The 18,728-nt window shown below is 41.0% G+C and carries 13 protein-coding genes; 8 read left to right on the top strand and 5 right to left on the bottom strand.

From position 1 onward, the window contains the following. Positions 1-54: 54 nt before the first annotated feature. Together L2735_RS17820 and xapA are read right to left on the bottom strand one after the other, a co-directional pair. A complete protein-coding gene (locus L2735_RS17820) occupies positions 55-1,317 on the bottom strand; it encodes a NupC/NupG family nucleoside CNT transporter (RefSeq protein WP_248985994.1) in 1,263 nt (420 codons plus the stop codon). 8 nt (positions 1,318-1,325) lie between these two features. After that, positions 1,326-2,156, bottom strand: coding sequence for a xanthosine phosphorylase (xapA, locus tag L2735_RS17815; protein ID WP_248985993.1), 831 nt, complete (start codon positions 2,154-2,156; stop codon positions 1,326-1,328). A gap of 154 nt (positions 2,157-2,310) precedes the next feature. Between xapA and L2735_RS17810 the strand changes: the two genes are divergently transcribed. Continuing rightward, the gene (locus L2735_RS17810) at positions 2,311-3,216 is read left to right on the top strand and encodes a LysR substrate-binding domain-containing protein (protein ID WP_248985992.1); all 906 of its coding nucleotides are present in this window, start codon (positions 2,311-2,313) and stop codon (positions 3,214-3,216) included. 17 nt (positions 3,217-3,233) lie between these two features. On the opposite strand, the gene nhaC is transcribed toward L2735_RS17810, so the two are convergent. Next, entirely contained in the window at positions 3,234-4,703 is a 1,470-nt protein-coding gene (gene nhaC, locus L2735_RS17805) for a Na+/H+ antiporter NhaC (RefSeq protein ID WP_248985991.1), read from the bottom strand. 448 nt (positions 4,704-5,151) lie between these two features. On the opposite strand from nhaC, the gene L2735_RS17800 reads away from it, so the two are divergent. The 4 genes from L2735_RS17800 (at position 5,152) to L2735_RS17785 (ending at position 10,039) form a co-directional block, all read left to right on the top strand. Continuing rightward, the gene (locus L2735_RS17800) at positions 5,152-5,598 is read left to right on the top strand and encodes a hypothetical protein (protein WP_248985990.1); all 447 of its coding nucleotides are present in this window, start codon (positions 5,152-5,154) and stop codon (positions 5,596-5,598) included. Between the two features lie 182 nt (positions 5,599-5,780). Continuing rightward, complete coding sequence (locus L2735_RS17795; protein WP_248985989.1) at positions 5,781-6,317, top strand: GNAT family N-acetyltransferase; 537 nt, start codon at positions 5,781-5,783, stop codon at positions 6,315-6,317. A 446-nt stretch (positions 6,318-6,763) separates the two neighbouring features. Beyond that, the gene (locus L2735_RS17790) at positions 6,764-8,980 is read left to right on the top strand and encodes a pre-peptidase C-terminal domain-containing protein (protein WP_248985988.1); all 2,217 of its coding nucleotides are present in this window, start codon (positions 6,764-6,766) and stop codon (positions 8,978-8,980) included. Between the two features lie 3 nt (positions 8,981-8,983). Further along, a complete protein-coding gene (locus tag L2735_RS17785; protein ID WP_248985987.1) occupies positions 8,984-10,039 on the top strand; it encodes a hypothetical protein in 1,056 nt (351 codons plus the stop codon). A 792-nt stretch (positions 10,040-10,831) separates the two neighbouring features. Here the strand turns inward: L2735_RS17785 and purD are convergent. Both purD and purH read right to left on the bottom strand, forming a co-directional pair. After that, complete coding sequence (gene purD, locus L2735_RS17780) at positions 10,832-12,133, bottom strand: phosphoribosylamine--glycine ligase (RefSeq protein WP_248985986.1); 1,302 nt, start codon at positions 12,131-12,133, stop codon at positions 10,832-10,834. A gap of 95 nt (positions 12,134-12,228) precedes the next feature. Then, positions 12,229-13,818, bottom strand: a complete 1,590-nt coding sequence (gene purH, locus L2735_RS17775; RefSeq protein WP_248985985.1) for a bifunctional phosphoribosylaminoimidazolecarboxamide formyltransferase/IMP cyclohydrolase — start codon at positions 13,816-13,818, stop codon at positions 12,229-12,231. Between the two features lie 318 nt (positions 13,819-14,136). Here purH and zntR point away from each other — a divergent pair, with 318 nt between their 5' ends. The 3 genes from zntR to L2735_RS17760 all read left to right on the top strand — a co-directional run bounded on the left by zntR (position 14,137) and on the right by L2735_RS17760 (position 18,546). After that, positions 14,137-14,586 (top strand): Zn(2+)-responsive transcriptional regulator, encoded by a 450-nt coding sequence (gene zntR, locus L2735_RS17770; protein ID WP_248985984.1) that lies wholly within the window; start codon positions 14,137-14,139, stop codon positions 14,584-14,586. A 79-nt stretch (positions 14,587-14,665) separates the two neighbouring features. Continuing rightward, entirely contained in the window at positions 14,666-16,057 is a 1,392-nt protein-coding gene (locus tag L2735_RS17765) for an SO_0444 family Cu/Zn efflux transporter (RefSeq protein ID WP_248985983.1), read from the top strand. A 512-nt stretch (positions 16,058-16,569) separates the two neighbouring features. Then, entirely contained in the window at positions 16,570-18,546 is a 1,977-nt protein-coding gene (locus tag L2735_RS17760) for a multiheme c-type cytochrome (protein ID WP_248985982.1), read from the top strand. Positions 18,547-18,728 lie beyond the last annotated feature (182 nt).

The following is an 18,728-nucleotide window of genomic DNA, read 5'->3' as shown; positions in this document are numbered from 1 at the left end:
AAAAATAACGCTAGCCAAGGCTAGCGTTGTTAAACAGTGGGATATGAGTGGACGTTACAGCGAGAAAGAAATAAAAATCCCTGCAATAGCCGCACTTAATAGATTAGAGCAACTAGCAGCGATTAATGTGCGTACACCATACTGAGCAATAAAATCAGTACGTGATGGGCATAATGTTCCAAGACCACCAATTAAAATACCCATAGAAGCAATATTAGCGAAACCACACAGTGCAAAACTCACGATGACTTTAGTTTTTTCATCGAGCACTTGTAATCCTGCTTCAGCAACAAGTTTAGGATCTTGCAAGTAAGGAGATAAGTCAGTGTAAGCCACAAATTCATTAAGAATGAGCTTTTTACCTATCATCGAACCAGCAATACCAATATCAGCAACGGGGACACCAAGCAAGAATGCCAGAGGGGCAAATATCCAACCTAGAATTAATTCTAACGTTAGGTGTAGCCCAAACACGCCACCAACACTGCCTAATAAGGTGTTAACTAAGGTGACAAGGCCTATCATGGCGATCAACATTGCACCGATTGCCGCTGCAAGCTTTAAGCCGCTCATCGCCCCTTCACCTGCCGCAGCAAGTACATTTACAGGAGGTTTTTCGGTAAAAGTAATGGATTTGCTTAAGGTATAAGTCGGTGTGGTTGTTTCTGGCACCATTAACTTAGCAAATAAAATTCCACCAGGTACCGCCATAAACGATGCTGCAAGAAGGTACTCCATGTTTACCCCCATCATTGCATAACCCGCTAAAACCGTGCCTGAAACCGATGCCATCCCGCCACACATAATGGCGAAAAACTCCGAGTCAGACATTTTAGGCATATAAGGTTTTACAACCAGCGGCGCTTCACTTTGGCCGACAAAAGCGTTTGAAACCGCCGACATGGATTCAGCTTTACTTGTGCCGAGTAACTTTGCAACTGCACCGCCAATAATGCGAATGACAAATTGCATAATGCCGAGATAGTAAAGAACAGAAATTAATGCAGAAAAGAATACCACTAGGGGTAAGACATTTAATGCAAAGACAAATCCTATCCCTTCGACAGAAAAGTTAACTAAGTTACCAAACAAAAAGTGGATACCTGATTTACCACTGTCTAGAACAGCATGTACACCATGAGACATCCCTTCTAACACAGTGCGTCCAAAGGGGACATATAATACAAAAGCCCCAATAGCGAGTTGTAAACCAAACGCGGAGCTGACTGTACGAAATGAGACAGCTTTGCGGTCAGTTGAGCATAAGTAACCAATAGCCAGCAGTACAGCAATACCTAAAAAACCGATAGCAAACATACAACCTCCTAAGAGTTGAAGTGGCTTGTGATGAACTCATTAATCAGTTTGATAAAGTTGCCTTCGGCTAATTTGGCACATTTTAGCGTTTGATCGTGGGAAAGCTCTACATCGCCCAAACCCTCTGCCATATTAGTGATGGCGCAAATGGCCAATACGGGTAATCCACAATGAGCCGCTGAAATGACTTCAGGTACCACTGACATGCCAACCACATCCCCGCCGATGATCTGCATCATGCGAATTTCTGCTGGGGTTTCAAAGTTAGGGCCCGTATATGACACAAATACACCTTCGTTTAAGGTGATTTCATGGCTATTGGCAACTTGATGGGCTTGCTTGATTAAGTCTTTATCGTAAGCATTAGCAAGGCTGAAGAAGCGTGGTCCGTATTCTTCATCATTGGGTCCCGTCATTGGTGACTCTGGCATGGTGTTGATGTGATCGTTAAAGACGACAAGCGAACCAACATCAATGCGGTCAGGACGAAGCGAGCCAGCAGCATTGGTCACTAATAAAAATTCACAACCTAAGCGTTTGAATACACGGACAGGAGTGGTCATGACTTTCATCGTTTGATGTTCGTAATAATGACCACGGCCTTTCATACAAATCACGTCGACGCCATTCATCGTACCAAGGACTAATTCACCGGAGTGACCTTGCACAGTACTAACAGGGAAACCCGCAAGCTCCTCATAGGGAATAACGACTTTATCTTGTAATTGATCGGCAATAACGCCAAGACCAGAACCCAAAATAAACGCGGCTTTGGGTTGAAAGTTAGGTTTACGTGCTTGAATAGTATTGATGGCAACAACAACGGGATCGATATTCATAATGTACCTCTAGGTGAGTAAACTGCGGTGATAGTAGCAAAGCAGTGTTCTATAAAACATCGCTAAAATAATCGTTATCATGCTATATTTCAGCATAATCAATGTAAGTAAATTACGACTTTTGAACTGAAGCAACGATTAAACAGAGATGCATATGCCAAAAAAAACAGCTTTTATCGATAAGATCACACTGAAAATGTTGCGCTATTTCTATGAGTTGTCGTTAACAGGACATTTTGGCAAAGCAGCAAGTCAGTTGAGCATTACTAACTCTCCTTTAAGTAGCCAAATAAAAGAGCTGGAAATGCTTTTAGGGGTTGAATTGGTTGAGCGAAACTCAAGAAATGTGAAGTTGACCGATGCTGGTCAGGTTTTACAATCTGAGTGTGGGCATTTATTTGGCTCTATTGAACATTCCATGCTGAAGGTACAGCATGTGAGTCGCAGAAGTAGTAATCAAATACAAATCGGTATTGTCAGTTCATCTTTTTGGGCTGGCTTTGGCGATATGATTAACCGTTTTAATCAGCTGCATCCTCAGTGCATGACCGATATTATCGAACTGTCTCCACAAGCACAAAAACAAGCCATTTTAGATAAAAAAATTGATATCGGGATTGTAAGGTTTGCTGATGCACTTGATATACACCCTTTATCATTTAAAGCATTAACCGATGAAAACTTTGTCGTTGCGATGGCCTCTAACCATGAATTTAATGATAAAGCTGAATTATCATTAGCGGATTTACGCAATCAAAGTTTTACCTTTATGCAGCGAGAGAACTCGGCATCCGCATCACTTATTATTAACGAGTGTCGGCAATCAGGCTTTGTCCCAAATGTGGTTAAAGAATTGATTGAACCCACGACATTGATGGCATACGTTGCGATTAGTCACGCTGTAGCTGTGGTTCCTTCCAGTTTTGCTGCACATCAATGGGAAGGAGTATTATTTGTGCCACTTAAGGACATCATTCCTGCTTGTTTGTGTGCTGTTTACGATAAACATTCCATGTCTGAATCTTCTAAACTCTTTATCGATAGTATTGATTTCCGCTAAGGTGTAAACTGAATGACCTAAAGTTGTTCCTCTATTAATGTGTTTTCATCCAATGGTTCAATTTTAAAATTGAAATAAGCATATGATGCGCTGATAAATGGGCAGACTAAGTTGAAGATGGCATAAGGTAGGTAAGCGATAGTCGCTACTCCTAAGGTGCTTGCCATAAATGCACCGCAAGTGTTCCACGGAATAAGTGGGCTGGTGACTGTTGCTGAGTCTTCTAAAGCGCGGCTTAAATTGACCGCAGCTAGATTACGTTTTTGGTACTCAAGCTTTAGCATACGCCCAGGAAGCACTATCGCAATATACTGGTCGGCAGTAATGACGTTAGCGCCAATACACACACCTAATGTAGTAATAATCAAACTGCTGGTACCAGTCACTAAATTCATGATGCTTTCAAGTAAACGGGCTAATAAACCGGTCACTTCCATCACGCCGCCAAAAGCCATCGCACATAAAATAAGCCATACGGTTGTCACCATGCTACTCATGCCGCCACGGCTTAATAAGTTATCTAATACCGCATCACCAGTACTTGCCACATAACCGTCAAACATGGCTATCCAAATGCCTTTGATGATAGCGACAAAAGACAATAAATCAGGTTCGCCGACATATGCTATGACGTTATCAAACTGGAATATCGCGGCGCATATAGCACCTACAAGCGTGCCAATAATCACCGTTGGAAAAGCGGGCATTTTCTTGTTTGCCAGAAACAGCACCACCAGTAATGGTAATAATAAATGCAGACCTGGTTGGTAAGTGTTTTCTAGTAATATGAGGGTATCGCCAAGCTGGGAGTTAAAGCTTGAAACATCTGCAGATAAACCAAAAAAGATAAATACCATCAGGGCAATGATGATGCTCGGCACGGTTGTCCAAGTCATGTGTTTAATATGGCTAAAAATATCAGAGCCAGCAACAGCAGGCGCTAAGTTAGTGGTGTCAGATAATGGCGACATTTTATCGCCAAAGTAGGCGCCACTGATAATCGCGCCGGCAGTAATGTTCACATCTAACCCCATGGCAGTGGCAATACCAATCAGTGCAATACCGATAGTGCCAGCCACTGTCCAAGAACTACCGATACTGATTGCCACTACTGCACATAAGATACAGCTTGCAGCATAAAAGTATTGTGGATGCAGAATTTGCATGCCGTAGTAAATCATTGTCGGCACCGTGCCTGCTAAAATCCAGGTGCCAATGAGCGATCCCACAGTGAATAAAATCAGCAAAGCGCCAGTGGCGACACCAATACTCTTAACGATCCCACGTTCCATTTGGTTCCAGCTATAACCATTTTTATAACCTATCAAAATGGCAATGCAAGCCGCTAGAATTAAGGCTATTTGGTTCGCGCCTGATGAACTATCAGAAGAGAAAAGGTAAACCGCCGCGCCAAGCATGGTAATTAATGCAATGACAGGGGCAAGGGCATCAAACAGGCTCGGCTGCTTGTGTTGGGTATCAGACATGAAGCTATCCCTAATGTTATTTTTATTATAGGTCGTGCTAGGAGTACGTTGTTCTTATCTTTGGTCACTATTGTTATTAAATTGTGACGGTGCGACATCCTGCCATAAAGCAATAGCGCAAGTCGATGTTTGTGAGCTATTGGTAATATAGTTATTAGGGCTAGATATAGCGTGAATTAACGATTAAGGCATTTAATAAGCATAGCTATTCATAATGGTTATTTCGCTTGCATAAATAACCATAAAAATTTTACCTAAATTAGCCAGTGTGATTTGAACTGTTTGTTCGACTGTATTAATCATTGAACATAAAAACTTATGTGAGGGTTGGGTCCTACAAAAGCGATTAATGGTTTAATTCAGTTAAGGGTAGACTTCGGTTATTGAGATTTTCCTTTGTTGAGGCGCTTTCGTACTTCAACAAATCGCAACGATAGATAGGTATAACATGAATAAAAAACAAATTGGCGCAGTACTCGTATCTTTATCATTAAGCACTCTGGCTTTTGCGACTACAGCAAATGCCACAGAAGTATCTGATCAAGTTCAATTAGAACAATCTATGGACGAGCTAGTTGTTGCTGAAACGTCTAGGTTGATGATTGAAGAAGGTGATGCATACCATACTGAATTTATAAGCATTGTTGCGACACAGTTTAGTGAAATTTACATTACAGAAGCTCAAGCTGAAGAACTTTCACTGCAAAAAAGCAAACATTTTTACTTATCTGCTGAACATGACTTGGAAACACTCACCCAGGTGATTTCTAATAAAATTGAAGCTGATGAACCAACCTATTTTTCAGTAAGTTTATTTCGTGAATATAACCGCAATAATGGTGGTTACCAATTTGGTGCAAAAATTACTGAATATGAAGATAGCGTTAATCGTTAATTAGTGTGTGACTATTTGATCTACCCCTTTGCCGAGCTCATGCTCGGCTTTTTTGTTTTTGGTTCGCAATTTGGTTTCAGCAAACTGGCTTGTGGTGAAAAAAACCGTCGATAATAGTGTTTAATATGACATTAATAAATTCCGTTTCAGAGGCTAAATTACACAATATGATAGGTGACACTATGAAGTTATTGACTTTCTCCACTGACACGACAGACGATGTTATTGAGTTATTTACGCAATCGTTTGGAGATGCCGAGGGCGAGGCAGAAGGCAAGGTCATTGGTCACTTAGTTTCTGAGTTGATTGTGACAACACCAACGGCTGATTTGCAGGGATTTATGGCAAGCATAGAGGGTAAGATTGTTGGGTCTATTTTCTTTAGTCGTCTTACTTTAGCAAATGATATCAATGCGTTTATTTTATCTCCTGTCGCAGTAAGCACCGCTTATCAAGCAAAAGGGATTGGCCAACAGCTGATTAACTTTGGCTTAAAGCAGCTAAAAGACAATGGAGTTGAGTTAGTGTTTACTTACGGCGACCCTAACTATTACGTTAAGGTTGGTTTTAACCCTATAAGTGAAGATTGTATTAAAGCACCGCTAGTACTGACTTACCCTGAAGGGTGGTTAGCACAGTCATTAGTTGGCGCAGAGATTGAGCCGATTGAAGGTGATAGCTTTTGTGTGGATGCGTTGAATGAGCAGTTATACTGGTAATTGGGTTTCGGCTGAATGGCCGAATGTTTCATTTATTCTTTAAATCTAAATTGCGGCGCTTAGTTTTGGTTTCTGTTGCTTAAAGCAAAATCAAAGTCGTGGGTATTCTACCCACACCCGACCAAAAGGGTATCAACAGCAATACCCTCTTGAATCACCCTGCCGCCCCTACGATATTTTCAATTTTAACTACTAAATTGGCTTTGTTAGTCTTCGAATATTTAGATTCTTCAATTTAATTTTACATATAGTACTTTAGAGATACTTGAATGTTATTGAGTATGTAAACCACTATTTTTATAGAATTATAATTACTCCTGCTTAATATATTTTCACACTTGATAGAAGTGATGGTTACATTTTTGCTTCTTTGATGTTAAATTTCTTTTTTGAATTAGTTGTTTGTTTTAATTGTATTTTTAAAATTATATTTATTGGAGTCAAGGATGACAGGTTGTACCTTTTATCGTTCTATCGTCGCATCACTTCTTTCACTTACATTGATCGGCTGTGGTGGAGGTTCAGGTTCATCTGAGCAGCCCTCGCAGTCAGAACCAACTCAACCCACCATGCAAACTTATACGGTGACAGTAATTGATGGTTACTTGAAAGGGGCTACGGTATGGTTAGATTTAAATGACAATGGTTTATTAGATGCGAATGAGCCTTCGACAGAATCTAAAAGCAATGGGATTGCAAACCTTTCGATTTCTTCTGATATATCCACGTCTAGCTATAGTGTGTTAGCCATTGCAGAAGCTGGTAAGACGTTTGATGAGTCACTCAATTCCACAGTAAATAACGACTTTGTATTGGCTTCAGTCAAAGGCGGAAAAATCATCACGCCATTGACCACATTAGTTTATGTAAAAGAGCGAGAATTAAATAATTCGAGTGTAGCTTTAGCTGAAGTGACAAGTGCTATTGATACCAGTAATCACGATTTATTTGAAGATTTCATCGCGACAGAAAATGATTATCTAGCCGAGATTGCAGCAGATCTTGTTAGGCTTCTTCTAATGCCTAGCACTCCAGAGCAATTGAAAGGTATGAGTACAAGCCCAAATAGCTTAATGGATTCATTAGTTCAATACACTGAGATCAGAAACCGCGGTGTCAATGGTACTTACGTTATGCTTGATAGCTCTGGTGAGCTTGCTGGAGATACAGACTTGGATGGTGTTGCTGATACAGATGATAATGACATTGACGGTGATGGCATTATCAATGAAGAAGATAATGCACCCTATGATGCTCAACCTAACACAAAGCTTAAACCTGGTATTTTATCTCTAGATCAACAGTTATCTGAAAGTGTGGCAATAAATGAGTGGCATTACTTTAAATTGGAAGTCTCCGATTTTGGTATGTTAAATGTCAACTTATCAAACTTAACGGGTGATATTGACCTTTATATTTCTGAAAGTACATTCCCTACTAAATTTGAGTATCTTTGCCGCTCTAATGAAAGTGATACTATCGAAGAAAACTGCAGTATCAGAAATGAGCAAGAAAATACTTACTACCTAGGGTTATTGGCAAGGAATAATGCAAGTTTTAAGCTCTCAGCCACCATACAGGAAATTGTTAATCAAAAGGCGATGCTTTTATTACATGGTTTAGCCTCTTCTCCTAGTACATGGGATGCCATGGTCAATGATGATAGTTTCTTTAACGGAGAGTGTTACACACTGACAGTAGATAATGAATCTTTACCTAGTTATGAAGAAAACGTAGGAGGTATTAGCTGTTACAACCTCGAGTTTGGTTCATTAGATAGAGGGAGCATTTATTCAGCTGTAGGTTTGGAAAATAAAGTTTGTAATAGTGTTTTAGGCTGTAATGGTGATTACACGACATTTGAAGGCTTAGGAGTTGAGGTTGAATCTGCAATCAGTCGCATTGTTGAGCATCTAGGTCAAGATGTTGAAGTGTTCTTATTTGGACATAGTCGAGGCGGTTTGGCTGCGAGATCTTTTATTCAAAATCAAAGTTTAGAATACAAGTCCTTAGTTAAAGGCTTAGCTACAACGGGCACACCACACCAAGGCTCACCTTTAGGTCGATTTTATCAATACATGGATGACAATTGCACACCTAAAAGCGCTTATCGCCAAGATGGCAGCGTTTGTGAGGACAGCTGGGAAGTGGTGGAAATGCTGAATGGGACGAGAATCTTCTTAGGTTACAAATATCAACCTGAATATCGAATGGAAATGCAAGCGCCTAGTATTGATTTTCTATCGCCGGAGTCTAGCCAGCTTAATGAATTAAATGAATATATTTATCATCTTGATGGCTTTGTGCTAGGGCAATTAGCTTACGAAGGAACTACCTTTGGTTTTTTAAGTCGTGGGGCTGGGCTATCCGGTGAAGATATTTATGACCTTTATGATTATGGAAGATGGTTTGGTGGCGATCACCCGCATCCCGATACCCTACGTTATATTGAAAATGGGGTAAGTAGAGAATCACTGATTGGCGATGGTATTGTGCCTGCAGATAGCCAAAAATTAAGCTTGCTTCTTGTGCAACAGGGCATTTCAGTCAACAAAGCTGGAACCCAAGATAAAGAAAATGTTTTGCACACAGAAGAAACAAGTCAGGTATCTGATATTCACTGGTTGTTTGAAAGCTTATATCAATCGTTAGAGTGGAAATAGTTCGTGATGAAATATGTCGTATTAATTGTCGTACTGATTGTAGGCGGAGTATATTTATTTTTACCTTACAATAATGAAGGTGTGCTTAAACATATAGAAGCCTCGGCTAGTAACACTCTTGAGAAGGGTGAGCAATTGCCTGCTCAGAATGGGGCCGAATTAGTAAAACAACCATTGCAAAACGGTGAAACTCAAAGAGTGAAAGACGCCGAAACAACTGACTTGTCAAAAGCTGAGGTGATTAAAGGTATTGATGCCTTAATCACCAGTATAATAGGTAATAATGAAATTGACTTTGAGCTAGAAAAATCAATTGTTGCTTACCTAAAAAGTAATGATGACTATGAAGTTTATCACCACCTTTTGGAGTTATTGAATGAGGCTATGCTTGGAACTAAGACTGGTGATAGGCTTACTGAATATTGCCTGAGCTTGCTAGCAGCGGTTGGAACCATTTCTTCTACAGAGCTAATACTGAAGGTTGTAAATGAGAAAGATTGGGAAGGTTCTGAAGCTGTCTACCTAGTAAATAAAGCTGTTTCTAGCCTTAACCGTGACGGTGAGCATACGACATTGATAGAGCAAGCTTTTACTCAAAGTAGTGATGGGAATCCTTACCTTACTGAAATTGCTGCCAATATTGCCAAGCATGCGCAAGTTGAGCAAATTACTTACCTATTTTCTTTTATTGAAGATGGAAGTAGCTCGAAAGATATTGTGGCATCAAATGCTATGAGTAGAGTACAAAATGAGTCTTTAGTCCCGGCAATCACCGAGTATTTAACTGACAATAATCCTCAAAAGGTTGATGTTGCGCTGAGTTCGCTAGCAAACATGGGGCAATACGAAGCTGCTTCATCATTAATTGCATGGAGTGCTACTCAGTCGATAGAAGAGACAAGCAAGGTAGCTAGCCTTTTTGATATTGCTACCAGAAGAAGTCCATCGACGGCTCGAGCGATTAAGAAAGAAGCTTCGCAAACTCAATTTTTAAGTGATGAGGTGAAAGCATTGGTTTTAAGTTATTCAGTTGATAGAAGTTTAAATAACGCTAACTAATATTAATATTTTCATTGTTCTATGCTTACAGTAAACCCAAATAGAGCTTATGTTTTTCATAAGCCATGTTTGTGGTTCTGATGTGGTCAAAGCAACATCAAAGTCGTGGCGCTTCGCCCACACCCGACCAAAAGGGTATCAACAGCAATACCCTCTTGGATCACCCTGCCGCCTTTACGAAATTTTCTGAAAAACGAAAGATTTCTACAAGGATGGATCCAGCTTTTGACTTCGTTTTTATTCTGCTTCGTGCATCTTCAAAAATCACTAACGCTTACGATGGGGCGTCCCTTCCCCTCGAAAGCTAGCCTGACATCCATGTCAGGACTCACGTAATTTTATTGATGCACTCAAGTTTTATGAAACATGATAATGAAAGCATTCTACTGAGATTATGAATAAGCAAACGAAGTTAAATCGAAGAGATAAAAATTCCCAGTACAGATGCAGCAGCGAGCTTCCAAAACATGGATGTTTTGGCAGAGCTTACAGGGATGTACTTGTAGCGTCTCGCAGTTGTATCTGCACATAAGCCTGCGGCAGGCAATTGGTTAAGTTGAAGTATAAAGATTAGGTTTTCTAGATAAATACAAATTAGGGTTAACTATAAATTTTGATAAAGTTTAACTATGTTGAGATGAGTGAATTAAATCGAATGTTTAGCGGTTTTGTCTTAAAAATTACGAAGTATTGAGGCTCTTTAACCACTCTATATTAAACAAAAATCCCTGTGATAGTGCTATCACAGGGATTTTATTTTTACTTCAACAACAAAACAAGTCAACTAACGAGTTAGTCTTTGCCTTGCTCGCGTGCGATTGCACGGTAGGCGATGTCGGTGCGGAAGTAGACGTCATCCCAGTGGATGGCATCGACTAGCTTGTAAGCGCTAGCTTGTGCTTCAGTTACGGTATTACCTAGTGCAGTAGCACATAATACGCGGCCGCCTGCTGTGACAACGTGACAGTCTTTCATCGCAGTGCCTGCGTGGAATACTTTGGCGTTGTTGTCACCTAAAGATAAACCATCAATGATGTCTGCTTTGCGGTATGCATCTGGGTATCCGCCTGCTGCAAGGACTACACCGACTGCTGCGCGCGAATCAAATTCTGCAGTTACTTTATCAAGCTCACCACGGGTGGCGGCTAAACAAAGCTCAACTAAATCAGATTGTAGACGCATCATGATTGGCTGGGTTTCTGGGTCGCCAAAGCGGCAATTATACTCAAGGACTTTTGCACTGCCATCAGGTGCGATCATTAAACCTGCGTACAAGAAGCCAGTGTAAACATTGCCTTCAGCTGCCATGCCATCAACCGTTGGACGGATAACGTTGGCAATTGTCCAGTCGTGTACCGTTTGTGTCACAACAGGGGCTGGTGAGTATGCACCCATGCCGCCAGTGTTCGGGCCGTAATCGCCATTATCACGGGCTTTATGGTCTTGGCTGGTGGCCATGGCTAAGATGTTTTTGCCGTCTACCATGACGATAAAACTGGCTTCTTCACCTTTTAAGAATTCTTCGATAACAACGCGAGAACCTGCTTCGCCAAACTTGTTGCCAGCTAGCATATCTTCGATTGCGGCATCAGCTTCAGCTTGGTTTGCAGCAATAATTACGCCTTTACCTGCAGCTAAACCATCAGCTTTAATCACAACAGGGAAACCTGTTTTAGCTGTTAACTCAACTGAATAAGCTTTAGCAGCGTTAATTTCAGTGAAGTTTGAGTAGTCAGCCGTTGGGATGTTATGGCGAGCTAAAAAGTCTTTGGTGAAGGCTTTTGAAGATTCAAGTTGCGCTGCACCTTGAGTTGGGCCAAAGATAGGTAACCCAGCTTCGTTAAAGGCATCAACTACGCCAAGTGCTAAAGGCACTTCTGGGCCAACAATGGTTAATTCAATTTTGTTGTCTTGGGCAAATTTCACTAATTCTGAAATTGCTTCAACCTTAATATCGACGTTTTCTAATTTTGGCTCTAAAGATGTGCCAGCGTTGCCAGGTGCAACAAAAACTGTTTCAACTTGTGGTGATTGTGCTGCTTTCCAAGCTAACGCATGTTCGCGTCCGCCGCCGCCAATTACTAGTACCTGCATCTTTATTCACCTTTTATATATTTAATTTGGTAAAAATTATCATGTTCTTTAAACGAAAAAAGCAGCCAAATGAGGCTGCTCTATTCAAATGCTATTTAGTGACGGAAGTGACGCATTCCGGTGAACACCATAGCAATGCCGTGCTCGTCTGCTGCTGCGATGATCTCTTCATCGCGAATTGAACCACCCGGTTGGATGATACAGCTGATGCCCGCTGCTGCGGCTGCATCGATACCGTCACGGAATGGGAAGAAGGCATCAGATGCCATCACTGAGTTCTCAACCACTAAGCCTTCGTCTGCAGCTTTAATGCCAGCAACTTTAGCTGAGTAAACGCGGCTCATTTGGCCTGCGCCCACACCGATCGTCATGCCATCTTTTGCATATACAATCGCGTTAGATTTAACGAACTTAGCCACTTTCCAGCAGAACATTAAGTCAGTTAGCTCTTCAGCAGTAGGTTGACGTTTTGAAACCACTTTAACGTCTTCAAGGTTTACCATGCCTTGGTCACGGTCTTGAACTAACAAGCCACCATTAACACGTTTAAAGTCTTGAGTTGTCGTTTTAGTGTTCCACTGGCCACACTCTAATAAACGTACGTTAGCTTTAGCAGCAACGATTTCACGTGCCGCTTGGCTGACTGTTGGCGCAATGATCACTTCAACAAATTGACGGTCAACAATGGCTTTCGCTGTGTCTGCATCTAATTCTTGGTTGAAAGCAATGATACCGCCAAATGCTGATGTAGGGTCAGTTTTGAATGCGCGATCGTAAGCTTCTAGAATAGTTTCGCCTAGTGCAACACCACATGGGTTAGCGTGCTTAACGATGACACAAGCTGGGCCTTCAAATTCTTTAACACATTCAAGAGCTGCATCAGTATCAGCGATATTGTTGTAAGACAGTGCCTTACCTTGCAACTGTGTTGCGCTGGCAACTGAAGCTTCATCAATGTGCGCATCAACATAGAATGCCGCTTTTTGATGGCTGTTTTCACCGTAGCGTAAATCTTGCTTTTTGATCAGCTGTGTATTGAAGGTACGCGGGAAGCTTGAATCTTCATGGCACTCATCTTTACTGTGTGCTGGCACCATAGTACCGAAATAGTTGGCGATCATGCCATCGTATGCTGCGGTATGTTCGAACGCTGCAATAGCTAAGTCAAAGCGAGTTTCAAGTGTAGTGCTACCTTCGTTGGCACGCATTTCTGTAATCACGCGATCGTAATCACTTGCGTTAACCACAATGGTGGTGTCTTTGTGGTTTTTAGCCGTAGAGCGAACCATAGTCGGGCCGCCAATATCGATGTTCTCAACCGCGTCAGCTAAAGTACAACCTTCTTTTGCAACAGTAGATGCAAATGGGTAAAGGTTAACCGCAACTAGGTCGATTGGTTTGATGGCATTTTGTTCCATCACGATTTCATCGATACCACGACGAGCAAGAATGCCACCGTGTACTTTAGGGTGAAGTGTTTTAACGCGACCATCCATGATCTCAGGATGCCCTGTGTAGTCAGAGACTTCGGTCACTGGAATATTATTATCAGCAAGAAGCTTAGCGGTGCCGCCAGTAGAAAGTAATTCTACGCCTTGCTCATGTAGTGCTTGGGCAAATTCAAGCATTCCAGTTTTATCAGATACGCTTAACAGCGCGCGACGAATAGGTCTGACAGTATTCATGTAGGTACAGTGTCCACTATTTATATTAAGGAAGTTTGGCAAAACAGAATTACTCAAATCTCGTTGCGAGAAGTCTGTTTTGCCAAAGTTCCTACTATGCACATCCCGATATATTTTTTTAGTGAGCCGTACTCGAGCGCGCGTATTTTAACGTAATCCGTTTTATTTCGGGAGATTTATGCGCGATTTCACAATATTGAAATAAGAACAAAGTAAAGCGGGTATTTTATTCTATAAAACCCTTGACCTTGGATTTAACTCTAAGGTTTATACTAATCGCATTACACTGATATAGATTGCAACTTTACGGGTAAAAATATGTATCGAATTGGTGAGCTGGCAACATTATTTGATGTTAAAACAGACACGCTGCGTTTTTACGAAAAGCATGGTTTATTAGCGCCTTCAAACCGTTCTGAATCAGGCTATCGACTTTATAGTAATGACGACGCTGAAAAGTTGCGATTTATCATTCGTGCAAAAGCGGTTGGCTTTAGTTTAAGTGATATTGCTGAGTTGTTGTCCATTGAATTGGATAAATCAAACTGGGCCTGTGCTGATGTGAAGGGCATGGTGGATATCAAACTTGAGCAAGTACAAGCCAAAATTGCTGAACTTGAGTTCTTTGCGAGTTCGCTGAGTAAGCTGTCAGATGCTTGTTGCGGCGGGCCTGAAAGTGCAGAACACTGCTCGATATTAGAAGCATTAGAATCATCAGATAAAGAATTGCAGCCTAAAGTTGAGCATCACGCTGCAAAACCAAATTAATAGTGATAAGAAATCGTGACAATATATAGTCGCAATAAATTGTCACGATAAATAGTAGTAAGAAATAGTGGGGCAAGAGATGTTATTCACTAACTTTGTAGAGTTATTTTTAGAGTCAGCGCCTTGGTTATTATTAGGCTTGGTGTTGGCTGGGTTGTTAAAAGTGTTTGTGCCAATGGCGTGGATGCAAAAACAACTGGGTGGCCATGGGTTAAAAACCGTGGTTAAAGCTGCAGTGATCGGCGCTCCGCTGCCTCTTTGTTCATGTGGGGTTATACCAGCAGCAGTTGGGTTACGCCGCAGCGGTGCATCAAAAGCTGCCACCACCTCATTTTTAGTGTCAACGCCAGAAACCGGTGTTGATTCAGTGACAGTATCCTACGTATTACTGGGCCCATTCATGGCTATTATTCGCCCAATTGCTGCGATTACTAGTGCGATTGTTGCGGGGTTATTGGTAGGTAAAGATGATGACAAAACCTCTGTGGCTAATGAGGTACAGAGTGACGCTAATAAAGGTGCAGAGTCTGAGGCGAGCCAATTAGGCAAAACGGGCGAAGTCACTTCATGCTGTAGTAAAACAAAAGCTAACGAAACCGCTACTTTCAAACCTGATAACACACCAATGATGGCTAACGTGGCTGAGAAAACAAGTTGTTGCTCTAGCAAGGCTGATAAGGCTGAAGCTGAGTCTGTCAAAACAAGCTGTTGCTCAAGTAAGGTTGATAAAGCTGTAGCAGAGCCAGTTAAAACTAGCTGTTGCTCTAGCAAAGCGGATAAAGTCGATGCTAAGACTGACAAAACCAATTGTTGTTCAAGCAAGCCAGATCTTGCAGCTGAATCTTCTGAAAGCTGCTGTGAATCCACCAAAGACATGGCCACTGAACTGAAAAGTGAGTCCGTATTATCACGAATAAAGTCGGGCTTAATGTACGCAGCGACTGATTTAGTGAGAGACACAACCTTATGGTTATTAGTGGGTTTATTCTTCGCGGCGTTAGTGCAAACATTTGTACCGGGTGACTTTTTGGCTAAATGGGGCGACGGCATTTTAGCAATGTTGGTCATGGTGTTGATTTCTGTACCAATGTACATATGCGCCACTGCTTCAACGCCTATTGCTGCTGGCTTATTATTAGCGGGAGTTTCGCCAGGTGCTGTGCTGGTATTTATGATGGCAGGTCCTGCAACCAATATCGCGACTTTAGGTGTGGTCACTAAAGAGCTAGGTAAACGTGCCTTGTTTGGCTACTTAGGTGGCGTGCTGGGTGTGGCGTTAAGCTTTGGTGTGCTAGTGAATTACCTTGTAGCAAACTTTGGTTTTGTGGTGATGCCACAAATTGGTGAAGAGCATGAATTGCTACCTCACTTTGTCACTATGGGTTCAGGGATTGTTCTTGCACTATTAATGGCTAAGGTGATCTACGACAAGATCCCTAAAAAGAGCATGCGAAGGGATTGCTGTTCTTAATGATTAAATAGTTTGTACTTTAATACTCCAAATATACAGATACATAAAAGGCCCGTAAGGGCCTTTTTGTTGGAGTAAACAGGGTAGCTAAAGGTTTGTATGTTAATGGCTGATTAAATTGTTTATTAAATACATGCAGTTATGGCTTTAGGTTTGTACTTTTAAGTGGTTATGATGACAAGTTAATCTTTGTCCTGTGTTTGGGGTGTTTATTTGGTTTTTTTGTTATTGTTTTACGCTTTTGTGTTGGTTGTTTTTGTTGTTTTGGTTGCTTTTGCTTTTTTTATTGCTGCAAATTAACATTTAAAACAGTGCCTTATACATATGTATATAACCTCTCATTATATAAAGTTGTTTTTATATAGACTTGCTTCAAGTTTTTATTATAAAGCGGTAAAAGCAGGTGTGTTCCCTTGGTGCTTGTGATTCTTGTCACTATTTTTAAATGAAGAAAAGTCTACTATCAAAATGTGGTGTACCCACAAAGTAGTATTTTAATATTCGGAGTGATGATGAAAAACTTAACGAAATGCAAATTAGCATTCGTTGTTGCAGCGGCAATGGGGATTGTTGGTTGTGGTAGCGATGGTAAAGACGGTGAAGATGGCAAGCCTGGAACGCCTCCACCAGTAGAGTCTTCAGAAGTGACTAATGTAATCTATATTGGTCATGATATCGAAGATGGTCAGGTGACCGTACAGTTTGAGATTACAGATGAAGATGAAACGCCAATTTTAGGCTTGGCAGACGCATCTTTAGATGTTGCTGTAATGACCGAAAAAGGTATTGTAAAAAGAAAAGATGGTACCGAAGGAGGGTCAGCTAAAGCTTCTGATGAAGGTGCTTCACTAGTATTACTTGAAAATGGTCACTATGAGTTTATTGCTCCAATCTCTGGTGTTAATGCTGATAGCGATAGCCTTATTCGCTTACAAGTAGGTGGAGGCGAAAGCGAGATTGCCACTTCACCATATGTGATTATTGATAAGCCAGATAATGCACATACCACAAGTACAGAAGCTTGTTATAGCTGTCATGTAGATTATGCAGAGTCTCACTTAAAGCATCCTTCTCGAACTGCTATAGATATTGAAGGTAATGCGGACTTTGTCGGTGGATGTATGGTTTGTCATGGTCATGTAACACGTGATGATGGTGGTTCTAACACTCATATGCAGAAAATTGGTCATGTTAATCATCAAGAGTTTGAAGCAGGCTTCGAAATTTCAAATTGCCGAACATGTCACCAAGAACCAATCACCGAAGTTTTTAGACAAGAAACTTGTATAGAATGCCATGATGCAGCAGGTCTTTTAAGTGTTGAGGTTGAAGCAACGTTTAATAACCTAAATGATTCAGGTGAAGATTGGCGTCAATTCCACACTAAAGTGACTGAGTTAAATGCTATTCGTGGAGAACATTCAACGACATTGTCAGCTATTTATAAAAATGATAGTGATGAATACTGTACTGACTTAACGCTTTACAAAGGCGAAGAAATACTTGATATCGAAGCGTTAGAGGCTGACGGTACATTAAGTTATGCCAGTACTTATCTTCACGGCTATCACGATAAGTCTATTGTTGGTCGTGAGTCTCGTGATTATGACGTGAGCTATAAAGGTGACGGTTCTAAAACCATGTGTCACGAAACGTTGGATCTCAATACTCCGCAAATCATGGCAAGCTCTCGCGTTACCTTTAATTTAGGTGAAGATGCAAGCTATGATGGTGTTTCATTTACTAGCTATTCGCCAGTATCTGAATTGGCTGATTTAGAGCAAACCACTGACTATGATCGTCGTCATGCTGTAACGGCAGATAGCTGTACAACTTGTCATAACAACGGAGCTAACTTCCATAAGAATGGTAGCTTCCATGAAGGTGGCTTAGATTGTGTTGCTTGTCATAATAATGGTCAAGATCGTGCAGGATCAAGAGTAGTTACATCAAGTGACTTTGTTTCAGATGAAGAGCGTATTAAAGCTGGTTACGTTATACCTTATGGTGAAGACTGGAAAGCGAAAAGTGCTCCAGGGTTTGGTCCTTTAGTTCATAAAATGCACTGGGGTTCAGAACAAACGATTACAGGGTCAGAATTAAATGATAAGGGAGAAGAAGATATCTTAACTAATTCAGCTCTTAGCTTAAATGCTGATAATTGTGTTTCTTGTCATGCTGATGGTATTGATTTAGCTGCAATTCCAAATCAATATATACGGGCTAAATCTTTAAATACGAAAGTTAACGAAGATGGCGAGATTGAATCTGATTCAACCAAGATGGCTAGCCCAATCACAGCTAACTGTTACTCTTGTCATGAGCACAACAGTGATTCTGCATTGAATCATATGAAACAAAATGGTGGTGAAATTGATGCTGAAGTTTTAGCTGATTGGTATACGCAAGAGACCTCTGAGTCTTGTGCAACATGTCATGATACTGGCAAGTCTATGGGTATCGACAAATTCCATAACTTCGAGCGTTAATCGTAGTAATAATAGTGTTTATTAGCTTATAGCTATGCTGAACACACATTTAAAAAACCACTAGCAATAGTGGTTTCAGACTGCTGACAAAGCCCTAGACATTCGTCTAGGGCTTTGATCTAATAGAAGTACAGATAATAACCAAGTTTATCATCATGCTTCGAGAGCCTAGTCCACAACAA

The sequence above is a fragment of the Shewanella olleyana genome (assembly GCF_023283825.1).
In the GTDB taxonomy this organism is placed as follows: Bacteria; Pseudomonadota; Gammaproteobacteria; order Enterobacterales; family Shewanellaceae; genus Shewanella; species Shewanella olleyana.
This window is presented reverse-complemented; position numbering and strand designations above follow the sequence as displayed.

Bases quoted from the DNA above. Each gene is read 5' to 3' on its own strand.
- purD (WP_248985986.1), bottom strand. From the start codon at position 12,133: ATGCAGGTACTAGTAATTGGCGGCGGCGGACGCGAACATGCGTTAGCT.
- L2735_RS17760 (WP_248985982.1), top strand. From the start codon at position 16,570: ATGAAAAACTTAACGAAATGCAAATTAGCATTCGTTGTTGCAGCGGCA.
- L2735_RS17800 (WP_248985990.1), top strand. From the start codon at position 5,152: ATGAATAAAAAACAAATTGGCGCAGTACTCGTATCTTTATCATTAAGC.
- xapA (WP_248985993.1), bottom strand. From the start codon at position 2,156: ATGAATATCGATCCCGTTGTTGTTGCCATCAATACTATTCAAGCACGT.
- L2735_RS17765 (WP_248985983.1), top strand. From the start codon at position 14,666: ATGTTATTCACTAACTTTGTAGAGTTATTTTTAGAGTCAGCGCCTTGG.
- purH (WP_248985985.1), bottom strand. From the start codon at position 13,818: ATGAATACTGTCAGACCTATTCGTCGCGCGCTGTTAAGCGTATCTGAT.
- L2735_RS17795 (WP_248985989.1), top strand. From the start codon at position 5,781: ATGAAGTTATTGACTTTCTCCACTGACACGACAGACGATGTTATTGAG.
- nhaC (WP_248985991.1), bottom strand. From the start codon at position 4,703: ATGTCTGATACCCAACACAAGCAGCCGAGCCTGTTTGATGCCCTTGCC.
- L2735_RS17790 (WP_248985988.1), top strand. From the start codon at position 6,764: ATGACAGGTTGTACCTTTTATCGTTCTATCGTCGCATCACTTCTTTCA.
- zntR (WP_248985984.1), top strand. From the start codon at position 14,137: ATGTATCGAATTGGTGAGCTGGCAACATTATTTGATGTTAAAACAGAC.
- L2735_RS17820 (WP_248985994.1), bottom strand. From the start codon at position 1,317: ATGTTTGCTATCGGTTTTTTAGGTATTGCTGTACTGCTGGCTATTGGT.
- L2735_RS17810 (WP_248985992.1), top strand. From the start codon at position 2,311: ATGCCAAAAAAAACAGCTTTTATCGATAAGATCACACTGAAAATGTTG.